Origin of the sequence: Bacillus sp. S14(2024), from assembly GCF_050473785.1 — a bacterium.
In the GTDB taxonomy this organism is placed as follows: domain Bacteria; phylum Bacillota; class Bacilli; order Bacillales; family Bacillaceae_G; genus Bacillus_A; species Bacillus_A yunxiaonensis.
In genome coordinates, this window is sequence record NZ_JBFLUP010000006.1 from 2,657,185 (window position 1) to 2,672,971 (window position 15,787).

Genomic DNA, 15,787 nt, shown 5'->3' on the forward strand with positions numbered 1-15,787 from the left:
TCTTTGTTTATTATGATAGCATAGCTTTCATATCTTCTTCTGCTGTTGTAATTAGTTTTAAGCGAAATGCATCTTGCAACACTTGCAGTACACCCGGTGATATAAATTCCGGCGCTTTTGGACCAATGCGAATATCTTGAATACCGAGGCTAAATAACCCAAGTAATATCGCTACAGCCTTTTGCTCAAACCAAGACAGCACAATACTGACTGGCAGCTCATTCATTTCACATTGGAACGCTTCTGCTAAAGCTACTGCAATTTTTACTGTTGAAATCGAATTATTACATTGCCCCAAATCAATATAACGCGGTATATTCGTTTCTGGTACAACACCATAATCTACATCATTAAAACGAAATTTCCCGCAAGATGTCGTTAAAATAACTGTTTCTGCTGGTAATGATGTTGCTAATTCACGGTAATATTCTCCACCTTTTCCCGGCGCATCACAGCCAGCAATTACAAAGAAACGTTGAATTTTACCAGCGTTCACAGCATCAATAATTTCTGGTGCCAGCGATAATACCGTCTCATGATGAAATCCTGTTATTAATTGTTCTTCTGATTCCATTTGTGCATCTGGAAGTTTCAATGCCGTTTCAATAAGCGGTGTAAAATCATCATTTTCAATTTTACGTACCCCTTCTAATCCTGCAACGTCATAGGAAAAGAAGCGATCTGCATATGTGCCTTTAATTGGCATAACACAATTTGTCGTTGCTAATATTGCTCCTGGGAATTTTTCGAATAAACGACGCTGATCGTACCAAGCCTTTCCGATGTTCCCTTTTAAATGTGCATATTTTTTCAACTGCGGATAACCGTGTGCTGGCAGCATTTCAGAATGTGTATAAATATTGATATTTTTTCCTTCTGTTTGCTTTAGTAACTCTTCTAGAGCATATAAATTATGCCCTGTAACAATAATCGCTTTTCCAGAGGCACGATTTTGTGTAATTTGTACTGGTTCCGGCACTCCAAAATGTTCAGTATGTGCCTTATCAAGTAGTTCCATCACGCGAATAGCAGCTTTTCCAACTTTCATTGCCATATCTAAATGTTCTTGTTCATTAAAGTTTGAATTTGTTAACGTCATATATAGAGCTTCATGTGTTACTGCATCTACAAACGGATCTGTGTACCCTAGTTGCGCTGCATGGGTGCGATATGCAGCAATTCCTTTTAAAGCAAACACAATAATATCTTGTAAGCTTGCAATTGTTTCGTCTTTACCACAAACTCCAATTACTTTACATCCGCCGGTAGGCGTTTGTTCACATTGATGACAAAACATCATTCCCATCCCCTCTCTAGCAATCTTTACAATGTAAGCGTAATACAAGTCGCTATTGGAAGGTGTGATGATAATCACATAGAATGATGCAATTTTGTGACACTATTCATCTTGTTAACATAATTTTTTTACTGTTCTCTTGAATCAAAGCTTGTGCATGTGCATTTCCTTGAATCACATCACGAAACTCTTTTAAAGAATACATATGAGTTAATCCTTTCATAACATGAATGCGAACCGGTACACCTTGCAGTTTATCATTAATAGCGAACGAATCATCAATTGGTTCAATTGGAAACCCTAATGAACGTAAGTACATATACATACGCTTTGTTACAACCGCAATATACCACTCTGCTTTTACTTCTAAAGCATGTATAAATAAAATCGTCGCAAGTTGTTTAAATTGTCCACGACCGCGAGATGTTTTTGCAATACTTAATTTTCCAATTTCGTACACGTTTTTTAAACCTTGTATATATTCATTTTCAGAAAACGGGTAAAAAAACTCGGAATTTGATTGCTCAGGTGTTGTATAACTTATACATTCGACAGTTCCGATATAATGATTTTCTTCTACTAATAAAAATCTTGAAGGTGTTAAATTTCGTTCTACAAACATTAAGTTTCGTTCTTCACAAAAATCTCCCCATAATTGTTCGAACCAAAAATGGTCTTCCTTTGTTTGAACACGTTGGAACATACTCCACCGCCTTTCTCATCACCCTTTACTTTTTTGTTAGCGCTTTCACCATCTATCATATAAAAAGGAAACATGCTATGCAAGAAAAACTATTTCTTTATTTATAGTTTCCATATATGAATCATGATTCCTGTATTGCTTTTATATTTATATAAAAGATTTACAAAAAATATGACAACATCCACAAAAAGGAAACATGTTACATATAGGGAATCATATACTCACCTTAAGGTTCAGAGGAAGCAAAAAATAAGTGAAGATAAAGTCCCCCACTAATAAAATGAAACTTCCATCAGTGGGAGGGGTTTCATCCTCCCCTGATAGAAAACTCTCACCAATCGGGCGCATGCCACCAGCTATCCCTTACCTATCTTCTGTAGAAAAGCGGAAGCGGCTCACCCAGAATCGCAGGACGCCCGCGAATGGCGGGATAAAAGTTTCACTTTATTTCCTTATCTCCGCTAACCAACGCTGAAAAATATTTACTAGTTCTTTTTTCCCTGCCAGCCTCTCTTCTCCCTTTTTCGTTTTATACGGATACAATTGTAAAAACACACCACAACCTGCTTCAATTTTTTTCGCATGCATATTGCTCCCTGGATATACACATATGACTTCATAAATCGCACGGCGATGAAATAATCGTTTTCCATTCTGCTCTTCTACATATTTAATTGACCAATATTTGTACATCTGTTCGGTTGCTTTCGTATTTCCAACTGGTTGAAAAATGTTATACATCGGACTATATTTCACTTCAATAATTATAGATGATTGATATTCGTATGCGGTTTCTCCTCTTTTATAACAATCAATACGGATATCCGGCTTTTTTGTGTCTTCTCCATTATAAAAATGACTGTTTTTACTGAGCGCAATAAGCGGATGTGTTTCAATTAAATCATTAAATGCCACATGCAACTGCAAATCTTTATTGTCTAACACAATTGTTGTTCCATCTTGTAAACCGTCTAAATAAAAATAAGATTGAATTTGCTCTGCGATTGACAAGTAATCAATAAAACCAATTTCTTGAAGAATTGCAATAACAGTAAAATACGCATAGTACTCATAGATTAAAAATGTCGGCTTATAAACAAATAAAAACGATGGTTCTAATTCATTGCGATGCGGTGAAAATTCAAGCTGATGTAATAATTGATGATATACAGGAGGTAGCGAATGCGTTGTAAGCGTGGCTTCTTCCCGAACCCCTCTCCAAAACGGTGTGTATAGAAGATATGAAAAATATGTGAGTGTACTTTGCAAAATTGTATAGAGCACTTTATACTCTTGAATTTTCATTGCCATTTTACGTAGGTCAGTGTCTTTTAACAAATGAATGTTGCGATATTTTTGTTTGTCTCGTTCGGTCACAGATCCATTTCGTTCAATTGTTTGTAAAATGGTATGCACTGCTTTTTTCTCTTCTCTCCGCGTTTGTTGTTCACTCTCTAGTTTCTGAATCGTTTCGCGTAAAAATGAATCAATTTCTAATAGCTTGTTATAAAATTGCTTCGTTTTATATTTTACATAGCCATTTTCTTTACAATGCTTTTGCTCCCTAAAGCAGCGATTATACCATTTTGCATACGGCTTTTTCTCACGTGTAATGATGCTTTTTCTTGTCGGCTTTCTCTCTCTCATCTCCCATATATACTCTTGTTCGAAATTTGTTTTTTGCTGAACTTCATAATATAACTGCTTTACTTTTTTCATTTTTTGCGGCAGCGTACGGAGCATGCGCATATATGAATAATCTTCAATATCTGTAAACGTAACAAACGTCTTTTTATAATACCCACGATCTAAAATAATTCCACCTAGCACAGACTTTACATATTGTTGAATTAACTCTAGCTGATCATCAAAAAAGTTTTTCGGAACAATTTGAAATGCTCCATAAAATAGTTCTTCTCCAACCTGCACTTCAAAATGATATACACCACAGCGCCATGGATATAAATAGTCTGTTTTACCATGCTCATACAGTAAAGCAGTACGTTGCCGTCCATGGAGTTCATATTTCCATTCCATATGTTGCTTTTGTCCTTCATATACTTTATTCCAAATAAACGTAACCTTTATTGAATTTTGTGATTGTATATGTAACCGTAGCGGTTTTAATTCTTGAATTTTGTACACACACGAAGAAATTGAAATTGGCGAAGCACAAAGTTGATTCAATACAACATGCTCCCCCTTCTCTTCTGCACCTACTATTATTTTCAGTACAAAAGGAAGCCTCTCTCCTGTCTCTATAATTTCTGTTTCATACGCACTCTCATTTAACATATCCGTACAGCTCCAATTCCCGCCGTTTTTGCTTCATATACATTAGAGAATGTTCAAAAGTTGATACACGATTTGCAAGTGCTGATTGCAGCAATTGTACAAGAGACATCTCTTTTTTTCCCTCTTCACGAAGCAATGCACCAATTGTTGCTTCTGTACCACGTAACTTCGTTAAAATACGTTGTTTTATTTGAAGGTCAAATGCTTCTTCACGACTTATTAACAAAGATTGGCCTTCATCACATGGAATATTTTTTAAATAAGATGCAATTGCTGACGCAACGCGAAATGAAATTCCTTTTGAAGTATCGTGAAGAAATAACAGTTGATGCATTTTATCTAATAACTCCAACTCTTCATCTGTAAATACATCGAGCATTGCCTTACGATGAACCCAGTTCATTCGAAATTCTGATGCGGAAACAGAAAATGTAAACGGGAGATGTAACGTTTTTCGCTCCACCATGGTCATCTCACAAAATGGAATTTTTTGAAGTAATACAACGTTTACACGATCTAATAAACGGTCAGATAGCTCCTTTGTTGTTTCATCAAAATTAACTGTACCAATAAAAATGATATTATCACTAATTTCAATTTGTGATGGTATATCCTGTTCTGTTTCATTACAAGCTGCATACAAAGATAAAATACGATTTTTCCGATCTAACTGCAGGAGAGATAAAAAAGGAGTAAACCAATGCTCAATATACGACATATTCATTTCATCAAATACAATCATATATAATTGATTTGGATTTTCAGCGGCATCTAAAAGTGTTCGTACAAGTTTTGTTTCACTTTCCATATACGTTCCATTTGAATGTAGATAACCGAGTACATCATGAGGTTCTTGATAGGATGGTGACACCGGAATCCAAATAAGATTTTTTCCAAATGTTAATCCGAGTGCTTCCGCATAGGTTTGCACAAATTGTGACTTTCCAATACCAGGCATACCCCCTACTATTGTTAATAGATTTGTCTTTACACAAATATGAAAATTGTAAATATCGCTCTCATCAATATATAATTCTTTTTCTGCGATAATTTGCTTTACATACTGTAAAAATAAATGTTCACGTTCATTCCATTCATTTTCTTTCTCTTGTTTACCTATATCGATAATTTCAACTTGTTTTCCACTCTCTTTTACTTGTTTTTCTAACTGTTCATACACTTCTGTTCGAACAAAAAACAAACTATTCTCGACATTCATCTCGGCATATTGCATCCAATCGTCTACATCAAGGTAACGAACATCCCTCCTCTGCTCCCGATACATAATGGCACTATACGAAGGCTTCAAAAATATATTCCCATATATCCGTCCTTCATACCATAACAACTCTGGCGTACCGAAATCATGCGGGAATTTTGGTATCAAAAATGAAACATATCCTTTTCCAAGTTTTCTTTCCAATGCTTCTCTCGCTTTTGGAGCTGATAGTTTAGGAGAAGGAATCATTTTATAGGAATTTGCTATTTCACGTTCTTCTGCACGTATTAATTCCACATATAAAGCGCCTCCTGTATAAGAAAGACGAAATAACAACAATTGTTTTTCTCGTTTTCCTTCTTTTATAGTTGCAAAAAATTTTTCATTTTGTTTATTTTTATATAAACCCTCAAATATATAAGAACGTTCTCCAAAAGCAGCTTCAATAATGTTTGGAATCGGTGAAAGACAAACAACAAAAAACGAGCCTTTCTTCTCCTTCTGCTCTTCTACAAATTTCCCAACAAAACGCATATGCTGTAATCTTTTTACAAAGCTTGGATGAAGAGCTTTCTCTAGTTTCATCTCGCTCACCTTCTTTTTTCGATGCTTTTATCATTGTATGAACAATAAAAGCAAACTAGAAACAAAAAACCTGACGCTTATCGTCAGGTTAAATGAGAACCTTGTTTTTCTTGAAAAATTGCATTGTGGGCAATCTTCATTTTTGCTAATACATAACGTAATGTATCTTCTGCATTCTCGTCTCCTTGTATATGCATATTGGCTAAAACTTCTACAGAACACGCTAAATTCTCTACCGCTCCGCGCAGTTCGGGATGGCGATTAAAGAACGATTCTTGCACTAATAATTTCTGAACGCCTTTTGCTAACTCTACAATACGCAACAATTTTTCCTTCTCTTCCATAACAATCCCCTCCTACACACCTTATAAACTAAATATTCTGTAAATTGGAATAAATCCCTGCTATTTCTTTTAAAGTTGATACATAAGAAATCACGCAGAAGAAATGATTTCCTTTTAGATAAACCAAATTCACCAATAAAAAAGGATTTATGCTCTCACTTTAGCATAAATCCTTTTTTGGATTGATATATTTACATTCCAATCTTTCCAGTAGCTAACATGTAAATAGACGCACATGCTGCGAGTAAAATGACAATCATCACATATTGTTCAGCACGGGTAAAACAACGATTTCCTTGTTCTTTTCTTGCAGCGACATACACGATAAGTCCAATACCATATACTAAAGAAACAAGTAATAGGTTTTTCAATCCAGCTGCATACACAAGCCAGAAACCATATACTGATGCCATAATAGCAAGTATCCCATCTTTCAATCTGTTTCCTTCATATGCCTTTGTAATTACTAATTTCAACTGATATAGTGCTGAAAATACATATGGAAGTAAAATTGATGTTGATGCAATAAAATACATGATTTGATATGTGGATGCTGAAAATAACACAATAATAAATATTGTTTGGGCAACACAGTTTGAAATCCATAATGCCATATGCGGTGTATGATTTTTATTCGTTTTTGTAAATACCTTTGGAAATACACCGTCTTTTCCGGCCACGTGAGAAATTTCCGAAACAAGTAAAAACCAGCCGATTAATGTACCGATAAGAGAAACGATTAATCCTAAGTTAATAACCAATGCTCCCCATGGACCAACGACATGTTCAAGTACATGTCCCATTGACGGCGTTTCAAGTGCTGCTAGTTCCTCTCGTGACATCGCCCCTAGCGATAAAACAGAAATAAGAATATAAATACTCATTACTAGCAGTAAACCAAATACAGTTGCTTTTCCAACATCACGACTACGTTTTGCTCGTCCTGATAAAACGACCGCTCCTTCTACACCAATAAATACCCAAAGCGTAACGAGCATCGTGTTCTTCACTTGTCCAAATACAGAAGATAATGAGACAGTGCCTTTTCCCCAAAAGTCATGCGTAAATGTATCCCAACGAAACGCCGTAATCATAATTACAATAAATAGCACAATTGGAACAAGTTTACCAATTGTCGCAATAAAATTCAAAATAGAGGCTTCACGAATTCCAAGTAAAATAAGAAAATGAAGCGTCCACAATACGAGTGATGCACCGATGATAGCCGGGACATTATTACCGCCTTTAAAAATTGGGAAAAAATATGCTAATGTGTTAAATAACATCATAATTGTTGCAACGTTGCCTAAAATTCCAGCAATCCAATATCCCCATGCGCTGTTAAATCCAATATATTCCCCAAATCCAGCGCGTGCGTAGCTATAAATACCACCCTCAAGTTCAGGCTTTCGATATGCCAACGATTGATATACAAGGGTAAGCGGAATCATTCCTAGCCCTGTAATACACCAACCAATTAAAATAGAACCGCTGTTGGCCCCTGTTGCTAAATCGTGCGGTAAACTAAATGCCCCGCCTCCAACCATTGTTCCTACTACAAGTGCGATTAATGGAAAAAATCCTAATTTCTTTTCTATTGGTATCACCCCATCTGCAATTTCTTGATGTGTTCTTTCCGTTCTAACAGGCATTCATATTATGAGTCATTTATATATCCAATACGTACCCTGAAAATGACGAACTGTTTCATTTTATATTCTTTCAGAAAAACATTACTTATTCTAAAAGAAAACGAACAAAAATGGAATACTTTTTCGAAAAAAAGTATAAGTATGCATAAAAAAAGTCGTTTATTTTTGTATAAACGACTTTTCAAAGGTTATATTTGTAAATTATGTCTATTTCAACAGTCCTTCTTTTTGTAAAAATTCATGTGCTACGTTCTCTGCTGCTTTCCCTTCTACATTCACTTCATAATTCATTTTGCGCATTTCTTCATCAGTAATTTTTCCAGCAAGTTTGTTTAGTGATTTTTCAATCTCTGGATATTTCTTTAAAGTTTCTTCGCGTAATAATGGTGCTCCTTGATATGGCGGAAATAATCCTCTATCATCTTCTAGTACTTGTAGACCATATTGCTGTAATTCACTGTCTGTTGAATAGGCATCAATGACATTTACATCACCAGATTGAACCGCACTATAACGCAATTTTGGTTCCATTGTTTTTAAATTCGGAAACTGTATATTATATAGCTTTTGTATTCCTTTATATCCGTCTTCTCTATCTGCAAATTCAAGTGTAAATCCAGCTTTCATATGAGAAGAGACGTTTTTCAAATCAGAAATAGTTTTTATGTTATACTGCTCCGCGATTTGTTTTGGCACTGCTAATGCGTATGTATTGTTATATTTCATTGGTTTTAACAGCTTCATATTATATTTCTGCTCCATGCCATTTCGCGCCTGCTCATATACTTCTTGACGATCTGTACTTTTTGGTTCTTCTTTTACGAAAGTTGATAATGCTGTTCCTGAAAATTCCGGATAAATATCAATTTCTCCAGATTTTAATGCTTCAAATACAAAAGATGTTTTTCCAAAACCTGGTTTTGTTTCTACTTTTAAATCGGTATCCTGTTCAATTAATTGTTTATACATCTGAATTAAAATTTCCGGTTCTGAACCAAGCTTACCAGCAATTATGATATCTTTCTTCTGTGTACTCCAAAGAAAAGGTGCGATTATAATTACAACTACAGCAACTGTTGCAACAACTATTCGCCTTGATGAATATCCTGCACGCTCAATCATGCGTAGCACTCCATCAAAGAACAATGCTAATAGTGCAGCTGGAATAGCACCTAACAAAATAAGAGCGTGATCATTTCGATCAATTCCAAGCAAGATAAGCCTTCCTAATCCCCCGCCTCCAATTAAAGCGGCTAATGTCGCTGTACCAACAATTAGTACCATTGCTGTCCGAATCCCTGCCATAATAAAGGGCCAGGCAAGTGGTATTTCTACTTTCCATAATCGTCTCCAGCCGTTCATACCCATCGCTCTTGCCGCCTCAATAAGCGATGGATCTAGTTTGCGAATACCTGTATATGTATTTCTTAAAATAGGAAGCAATGCATAAGTAACAAGAGCGATTATAGCTGGAACCTTTCCGATACCAACTAATGGAATTAATAACCCAAGAAGCGCTAAGGAAGGAATGGTTTGCATGACAGCAGAAGTACCAATAACCCATTCGGCAATGCGTTCTCGTCTTGTTAACAAAATTCCAAGTGGAACCGCGATAAGAACTGCGAAGAATAAAGCAATCAACGAAATTTGCAAATGTTCCAAAAGAGCACTTAACAGTTCCTGTTTACGCTCTTGCATCGTTTGTAATAATGCTGACACTGTCTATCCCCTTTCTTTCATTTGATTGACTATGAACGATATGTTGACTTGTTAATGTACCAATATATGTACCATTTTGTTCGATTGGTATTTCTTTTTCATGTTTTAAACGAAGTAAAGCATCTTGCAAGGTAACTTCAGTCGATAGTGGGGTACCATCAACTCGTTTCCCTTCTTGTACCAATACGGATACTTTATCGTCTACTTTTCTATTATCATACCAAGTTGATAATCTTGGCTTCCCAATAAATTCTTCTACAAATGCATTTGCGGGATTTTGTAAAATGACTTCTGGCGTATCAAGTTGGACAACTTTTCCATCTTTCATTATACAAATGCGATCACCAAGCGATAACGCTTCTTGCATATCATGTGTTACGAAGACAATTGTTTTTTGAATCTTTCTTTGTAAGGCTACTAAATCACGTTGCAACTGCTCACGACTTAAAGGGTCCAGTGCACTAAATGGCTCATCCATTAAAACAATTTTCGGATTAGCAGCAAGTGCCCGCACAACACCAACACGCTGCTTTTGACCGCCAGATAATTCATCTGGCATACGTCCCCTATATATATTAGGATCTAAGCCAACCATTTCTAATAATTCATCAACACGCTTTTGAATTTTCGCTTTACTCCATTTACGCATTTCTGGTACAACCGCAATATTTTCTGAAATTGTCATATGCGGAAATAACGCAATTTGTTGTAATACATAGCCAATATCCCATCGTAATTCATGAATGTTATAATCCCGAATGTTCTTTCCATCAATAAAAATGTCGCCTTCTGTTGTTTCAATTAATCGATTAATCATTTTCATTGTCGTTGTTTTCCCGCATCCACTCGGGCCAATCAAAACAAAAAATTCCCCTTTACGAATCTCTAACTGTAGAGAGTCTACTGCCTTCGTTCCATCATCAAATGTTTTTGAAACGCGTTCAAATTGAATCACATACACAACTCCTTTTTCATTCTCTCTTCCATTTTCACGGAAATTCGAGCTCTTTTCAAATGATTTGTTTTTTAAAAATAAAAAAAGAGCTCTATATTGAGCTCTAATGATCCACTAAAATTGTTTTCATAATAGCTGCATATTCACGTATATATGCTTTTTTCTTTGAGCGCTTTGGCGTTGGTGCAGCAAGTGATTCCATCCTCATCCCTAAACGATTTGCAATAATTTTTGTTCGGTATAAATGATAAGTGTTGCTTACTACAACAGCATGCTTCACATCATATAAATCAATAGAAAACTTTATATTTTCATATGTACTTGTAGAACGATCTTCGAGTAAAATTCGTTCTTCTTCAATACCGTTTTCCATTAAATAACGGCACATACTATGTGCTTCTGGAATATCCTCGTCGTCTCCTTGCCCACCAGATACAACTACTTTTACTTTTGGATGTATCTGTAAATAACCTAGTGCTGCATCTAAGCGATATTGTAGTGATAATGATGGTTTATCTCCAAATAATTTTGCACCTAAAATTAAAACGTACGGTGCCGTATGGCTTACTTTTTCATTGGCAATTTTCTTAATGCGATATGTTATATAAACAACATATAATGGCGGCAATAACAACAGTAATAATAAAAACCATTTATTCATATAGCAGTTCTCTCCCTTTCCTTTTATTATATAAAAGAAAGGGATTATGCAGAAGTACTTTATCTTGTGGTTCGCACTTGATTTCAAAAAAATTCCCACGTTCTTCCTATTAACTCTTACCCACATGGAACGCCATTTTTTTAGATATTCCACAATGTTCACATGAGTTAAAAAACACCACCAAAATAATGATATTTTTGTCCAACTGGGAGTAACAGAAAGAATTGCTTAGCAAAGTTTAGGTAGCTAATAGAAGGGAGTGGCTTAAAAATGCTAATTTTTCTCCATAACCATTTTTCAAGGGTATCCCCTTAAAGATCAGATCCATCTTTCAGGAACATTCGTGTTATTCAGGACTATTTCTGGCTGCGCTGCATCTCCTGCATCTCCATATAACTGCGCATCTGTCGCATATATTCAGGTGCGTCCATCGGGTTCCCGGCGATCATTTCAATGATACAAAGTCTTTCGGCACGCTCCTTTTCAGCTTGGGTTATAGCTTGATCAAGCTCTCCATAGGTCCGGACCGTAACGGTAAACGCGTTGCCTCCAAAGACTTCAGCCAGCTTGGTGTAAGACCATCGAGGGATTTGGTTGTACTTTTGATTCTCTGTTTTGACATTCAAATATTTCTCGATTGTATAACCATCGTTGTTCAAGACAAAGATTATGGGCTTGCAGCCGTAATAGAGCATGGAACTGATCTCCTGGGCTGTTAGTTGCAAGGAGCCGTCACCTGTAAACAGCAACACTCGACGTTCCGGTGCGGCGATAATGGCACCGAACGCTGAGGGGGTTGCGTAACCGATGGATCCCCATCCTCCTTGCCCAATATATGTTACATTGCTCGGCAGTCTCACCTCAGCCATTCCATTGTAGAACGTCCCTGTCTCGGCAATCACAATATCGCCTTCTTTCAGCATGCGCTGAAAAAGAGGATAATAGCCGGCCGCCATTAGAGGCTCTTCGGCACTAGCTGTGACTTGATCGTAAGGGAATAACAAATTTCCTGCCAAACCTTGACCTATGTAACCCACCTTCTGCACTGCAAGCAGCATGTCGGCTGCAAAAACATTCGGATATTCCGCCTCAGCGACCTTGACCATGTCCGGTTGAATATTGACAGTCACCAGCGGGTTCAGCTTTGCGGTAAAATTCGCAGTGTTGGTGTCCGCCCATAACATGCCGACCGCAATGATACAGTCTGCATTTTCCACCGTACTTTGGACTTGAGAACTTCCGAAAGAACCTAGGTACATTCCGATATAATTTGGATGGGTTTCGTCGAATGCCCCCTTTCCAAACATCATCGTCACAACAGGCACATTCATAGCGTCGGCCAGCCGTCGAACTGCTGTCTGAAGGCCAAAGCGCATTGTTTTGGCATCCACCAGAATAACCGGCCTGTGAGCACGCTCTAGCATCCGACGGACGTGATTCGCCGCAGCCTGAAGGGCTTTTAGGTTGGACGTTGGACGCGGCGGCATCGGCTCTTTCCGGGCATTGATCGGCTTGGTCACTATATCATCAGCCACAACCAGGTATACCGGCTTTTTCTTTTCCTTAGCAATGCGAATCGCAGCCGGAATTTCAATCTTGGCGTTTTCCGGCGTAAGCACCGCGGTATAAACCGTAATCTGCTCATACACCTTGCGGAAAACATCAAAATTCCCATCCATTAGGGTGTGGTGCATCAGCTTGTGCTCCTTTTGATCCTTCTCAGGAGGCGCACCCACAATGTGAATGATTGGCACATGCTCGCTGTTGGCTCCCGCTATCGCATTGCAGGCGCTGAGCTCCCCGACCCCGAAGGTCGTAATAAGAGCGGACATGCCTTTGATTCTTGCGTAGCCATCCGCAGCATAACCTGAGTTTAGTTCGTTCCTTCCATTTATAAACCGGATGCCATTATACCGCTCCAGAGCATCAAGCAGTGTAAAATTATAGTCCCCTGCGACGCCGAAAATTTCGGTAATGCCCTCCATCTTCAAGCAATCGAACAAATACTGGCCAACTGTTTTTTGAGCCGTTCCGCTTGTCGAGCCAGAGCCCATCATGTTATCCATCTCTCACTCACTCCTTATCCATTTCTTGGGCTTGTTCTGTGTAATAAGCACCCTTTTAATAGTTCCCTTTCATTGAACAGGTTATCCGGCATACGGAGCGATGAGCGATCTTCTGTGCGTTATATCCTTTCATTATTTTGTTCAAGTAATGGCAAAAGTAAGGCGTTGACGAAATGATATTATAAAAAAAGATAGTAGGGATGATCAATCCTTACTATCTTTACTGTTAATATTTATATGTCTTTAAATTAAATCCTCGCTATTTTTCTAGCCTTGACGCTGCCCTGCATTTTGGGCATTGCGTGCTTTCTTTGAAGAAGTATGATCTTGCGTTTGATTTCCTTTATGCTTAGCAGAACCTAATGCTTTTGTTTTTCCCATATCATTTCACACCTTTTTTAGAATGTTACATCTATATGATGTGTATTAGATTCGCTACTATACAACCGTTTTATTGGTAATATCAACTCGTTCTTGTCGCTGCACTTTCACATACAAAAATCCCATACTCGCCGCGCCAATTAATAATATGCTCAGTGCATAAAACGGAACCATAACACCAATTTGGGACACAAATGTTGTAAAAACAAGAAGAAGAATGACACGTACACCTGTACCAACAAACCGAAATAGACTATCAACACGTCCGATTACTTCATTTGGAACTTGTTCCATCATGAGCACATTGCGTGCAACACGTGTACCAGCGTTTCCAATCGCCATAAAAATAGCAAGGCTATATAATAAAAAGACTGATGGTTTTATAATCATTACGGTAATTGAAATTGTATAAATGAACATCGTTACTACAATTGACACTTCTGTTTTTACATATTTCATAAGAATGGGAATACCAATTCCTGCAAGCATTGCACCGATACCGTACATCATTCCTTCCGTACCATATACGGATCCACTTTCCTTTAATACATCCGAAATGTACACAGGCATTAAATAATTTGTCATCATAACACCGATAAACGGCATATATGTCGCAAATAGAAACCAAAATAATTTCTTTCTTTTCTTCATAAAATGAACGCCTTCAAAAATTTGCTTTGTGAATGGTTGTTTTCCGCTTTCTGTACTCTGTCTTGTATAAGGAATAAATGACAATAATATAAACGCGCCTACATATGCTAACATGTTGATGAATAAAATCCATTTTACAGCAACAATTGTAATCATAAAACTTGCAACTGCACCAGCGATAACTTGTGTCAATTGTCCCTGTATTTCCATCGTTCCACTTAATGATTTATAATGCTCCGGTGCAAATACTTCTTGATTAAAGGCGAAAATGTTCGGATAAAATACTAAATAATAAAATGAACCTGTTATATACAGCACAATGTAATGTATTGTTTCATAGGAATGACCTGTAAATCCCCAACATACCATAATACCGACAGCAATTGCTCCAATGGCTTCATTCACTAAGAGTAGCGTTTTACGAGAAAAACGATCAATACAATGTCCAATAAACGGTGTACACAAAAACATGACAAGTGTAGATATAATTGAAATATAGCCAAACATTGTATTTCCACCTGGTGATGTTACAAGTAGCCATGAAATCGTAATCATCGTAATGCCGGAGCCAATGGCCGATAAGCTATTGGCTCCAAGAATATAGTACAACCGAGAATCACGGTAAAGAGATGACATATTAATCAGCTCCTAACTGTTTTTTCAGTTCTGGAAAGATGCTCATATATCCTCTCAATTCTTTTAATAAATCCGCAATAAGTGGTTTTGCATCTTCACCTAGTTCTTCGTTCTGTACATGAAGACTATCAATGACAACTTGTTTCGGAATGACATTTGCATATACACCTCTTGCAACAATGCGCATACTATTTAATGCATTTATACCGCCTTTACCGCCGCCTGCAACTGCAAGAAGTCCAACCGGTTTATGCATAAACTCGCTACTTCCAAGAAAATCAAATGCATTTTTCAAAGCACCGCTCATTGCATTATGATACTCAGGTGAGCATAGTACAACACCATCCGCTTCTTTGACAAGCTGTTTTAACTTTGTTACTGCTTGTAATTCATATTGAGAATTTTCTCCGTTATATAATGGGAGTGCCTCAACAGCTAAATCATATAATTCTCCATTATAAGTCTGTGCAATATGCTTTGCAATGACACGAGTTTTACCAGATTTACGTGGTGTACCGTTAATTACAACTAGTTTCATGATTATTTCTCTCCCTTATTTGAATTTCTATATTTATCTTATCAGAAAATTCCCTCTTATAAACCGTAAAAAAGACGGAAAGCGA

Annotated in this window: 12 protein-coding genes; all 12 read right to left on the minus strand. The window is 37.1% G+C overall.

Features of this window, described 5'->3' with window-relative positions; genetic code table 11:
• Nucleotides 1–10: 10 nt before the first annotated feature.
• The 12 genes from hcp to AB1279_RS13845 all read right to left on the minus strand — a co-directional run bounded on the left by hcp (nt 11) and on the right by AB1279_RS13845 (nt 15,702).
• Nucleotides 11–1,297 carry a hydroxylamine reductase gene (hcp, locus tag AB1279_RS13790; RefSeq protein WP_429750067.1) on the minus strand — a complete coding sequence of 429 codons (1,287 nt, stop codon included), beginning with the start codon at nt 1,295–1,297 and terminating at the stop codon, nt 11–13.
• Between the two features lie 106 nt (nt 1,298–1,403).
• A complete protein-coding gene (locus AB1279_RS13795) occupies nt 1,404–2,000 on the minus strand; it encodes a hypothetical protein (protein WP_429750069.1) in 597 nt (198 codons plus the stop codon).
• Between the two features lie 444 nt (nt 2,001–2,444).
• The gene (locus AB1279_RS13800) at nt 2,445–4,295 is read right to left on the minus strand and encodes a hypothetical protein (RefSeq protein WP_429759352.1); all 1,851 of its coding nucleotides are present in this window, start codon (nt 4,293–4,295) and stop codon (nt 2,445–2,447) included.
• Nucleotides 4,285–6,099 carry an AAA family ATPase gene (locus AB1279_RS13805; RefSeq protein ID WP_429759353.1) on the minus strand — a complete coding sequence of 605 codons (1,815 nt, stop codon included), beginning with the start codon at nt 6,097–6,099 and terminating at the stop codon, nt 4,285–4,287. Before AB1279_RS13805 ends, AB1279_RS13800 begins: the two co-directional genes overlap by 11 nt.
• 83 nt (nt 6,100–6,182) lie before the next feature.
• On the minus strand, nt 6,183–6,443 hold the full coding sequence (locus AB1279_RS13810) for a LemA domain protein (RefSeq protein ID WP_429759354.1): 261 nt from the start codon (nt 6,441–6,443) through the stop codon (nt 6,183–6,185).
• Between the two features lie 191 nt (nt 6,444–6,634).
• Entirely contained in the window at nt 6,635–8,062 is a 1,428-nt protein-coding gene (gene arcD, locus AB1279_RS13815) for an arginine-ornithine antiporter (protein ID WP_336481327.1), read from the minus strand.
• A 240-nt stretch (nt 8,063–8,302) separates the two neighbouring features.
• A complete protein-coding gene (locus AB1279_RS13820; RefSeq protein ID WP_429761403.1) occupies nt 8,303–9,793 on the minus strand; it encodes an ABC transporter permease/substrate-binding protein in 1,491 nt (496 codons plus the stop codon).
• Nucleotides 9,780–10,769, minus strand: coding sequence for an ABC transporter ATP-binding protein (locus AB1279_RS13825; protein ID WP_429759355.1), 990 nt, complete (start codon nt 10,767–10,769; stop codon nt 9,780–9,782). Before AB1279_RS13825 ends, AB1279_RS13820 begins: the two co-directional genes overlap by 14 nt.
• 103 nt (nt 10,770–10,872) lie before the next feature.
• On the minus strand, nt 10,873–11,430 hold the full coding sequence (locus AB1279_RS13830; RefSeq protein ID WP_429759356.1) for a YdcF family protein: 558 nt from the start codon (nt 11,428–11,430) through the stop codon (nt 10,873–10,875).
• Nucleotides 11,431–11,786: 356 nt separating this feature from the next.
• Nucleotides 11,787–13,496, minus strand: coding sequence for an alpha-keto acid decarboxylase family protein (locus AB1279_RS13835; protein WP_429759357.1), 1,710 nt, complete (start codon nt 13,494–13,496; stop codon nt 11,787–11,789).
• A gap of 438 nt (nt 13,497–13,934) precedes the next feature.
• Nucleotides 13,935–15,164 carry an MFS transporter gene (locus AB1279_RS13840; protein WP_429759358.1) on the minus strand — a complete coding sequence of 410 codons (1,230 nt, stop codon included), beginning with the start codon at nt 15,162–15,164 and terminating at the stop codon, nt 13,935–13,937.
• A 1-nt stretch (nt 15,165) separates the two neighbouring features.
• The gene (locus tag AB1279_RS13845; RefSeq protein ID WP_429759359.1) at nt 15,166–15,702 is read right to left on the minus strand and encodes an NADPH-dependent FMN reductase; all 537 of its coding nucleotides are present in this window, start codon (nt 15,700–15,702) and stop codon (nt 15,166–15,168) included.
• Between the last annotated feature and the right edge of the window lie 85 nt (nt 15,703–15,787).

What these genes read in the sequence shown, in the direction of transcription:
- hcp (WP_429750067.1), bottom strand. Translation starts at nt 1,297, where the DNA reads ATGTTTTGTCATCAATGTGAACAAACGCCTACCGGCGGATGTAAAGTA.
- AB1279_RS13795 (WP_429750069.1), bottom strand. Translation starts at nt 2,000, where the DNA reads ATGTTCCAACGTGTTCAAACAAAGGAAGACCATTTTTGGTTCGAACAA.
- AB1279_RS13800 (WP_429759352.1), bottom strand. Translation starts at nt 4,295, where the DNA reads ATGTTAAATGAGAGTGCGTATGAAACAGAAATTATAGAGACAGGAGAG.
- AB1279_RS13805 (WP_429759353.1), bottom strand. Translation starts at nt 6,099, where the DNA reads ATGAAACTAGAGAAAGCTCTTCATCCAAGCTTTGTAAAAAGATTACAG.
- AB1279_RS13810 (WP_429759354.1), bottom strand. Translation starts at nt 6,443, where the DNA reads ATGGAAGAGAAGGAAAAATTGTTGCGTATTGTAGAGTTAGCAAAAGGC.
- AB1279_RS13820 (WP_429761403.1), bottom strand. Translation starts at nt 9,793, where the DNA reads ATGCAAGAGCGTAAACAGGAACTGTTAAGTGCTCTTTTGGAACATTTG.
- AB1279_RS13830 (WP_429759356.1), bottom strand. Translation starts at nt 11,430, where the DNA reads ATGAATAAATGGTTTTTATTATTACTGTTGTTATTGCCGCCATTATAT.
- AB1279_RS13835 (WP_429759357.1), bottom strand. Translation starts at nt 13,496, where the DNA reads ATGGATAACATGATGGGCTCTGGCTCGACAAGCGGAACGGCTCAAAAA.
- AB1279_RS13840 (WP_429759358.1), bottom strand. Translation starts at nt 15,164, where the DNA reads ATGTCATCTCTTTACCGTGATTCTCGGTTGTACTATATTCTTGGAGCC.
- AB1279_RS13845 (WP_429759359.1), bottom strand. Translation starts at nt 15,702, where the DNA reads ATGAAACTAGTTGTAATTAACGGTACACCACGTAAATCTGGTAAAACT.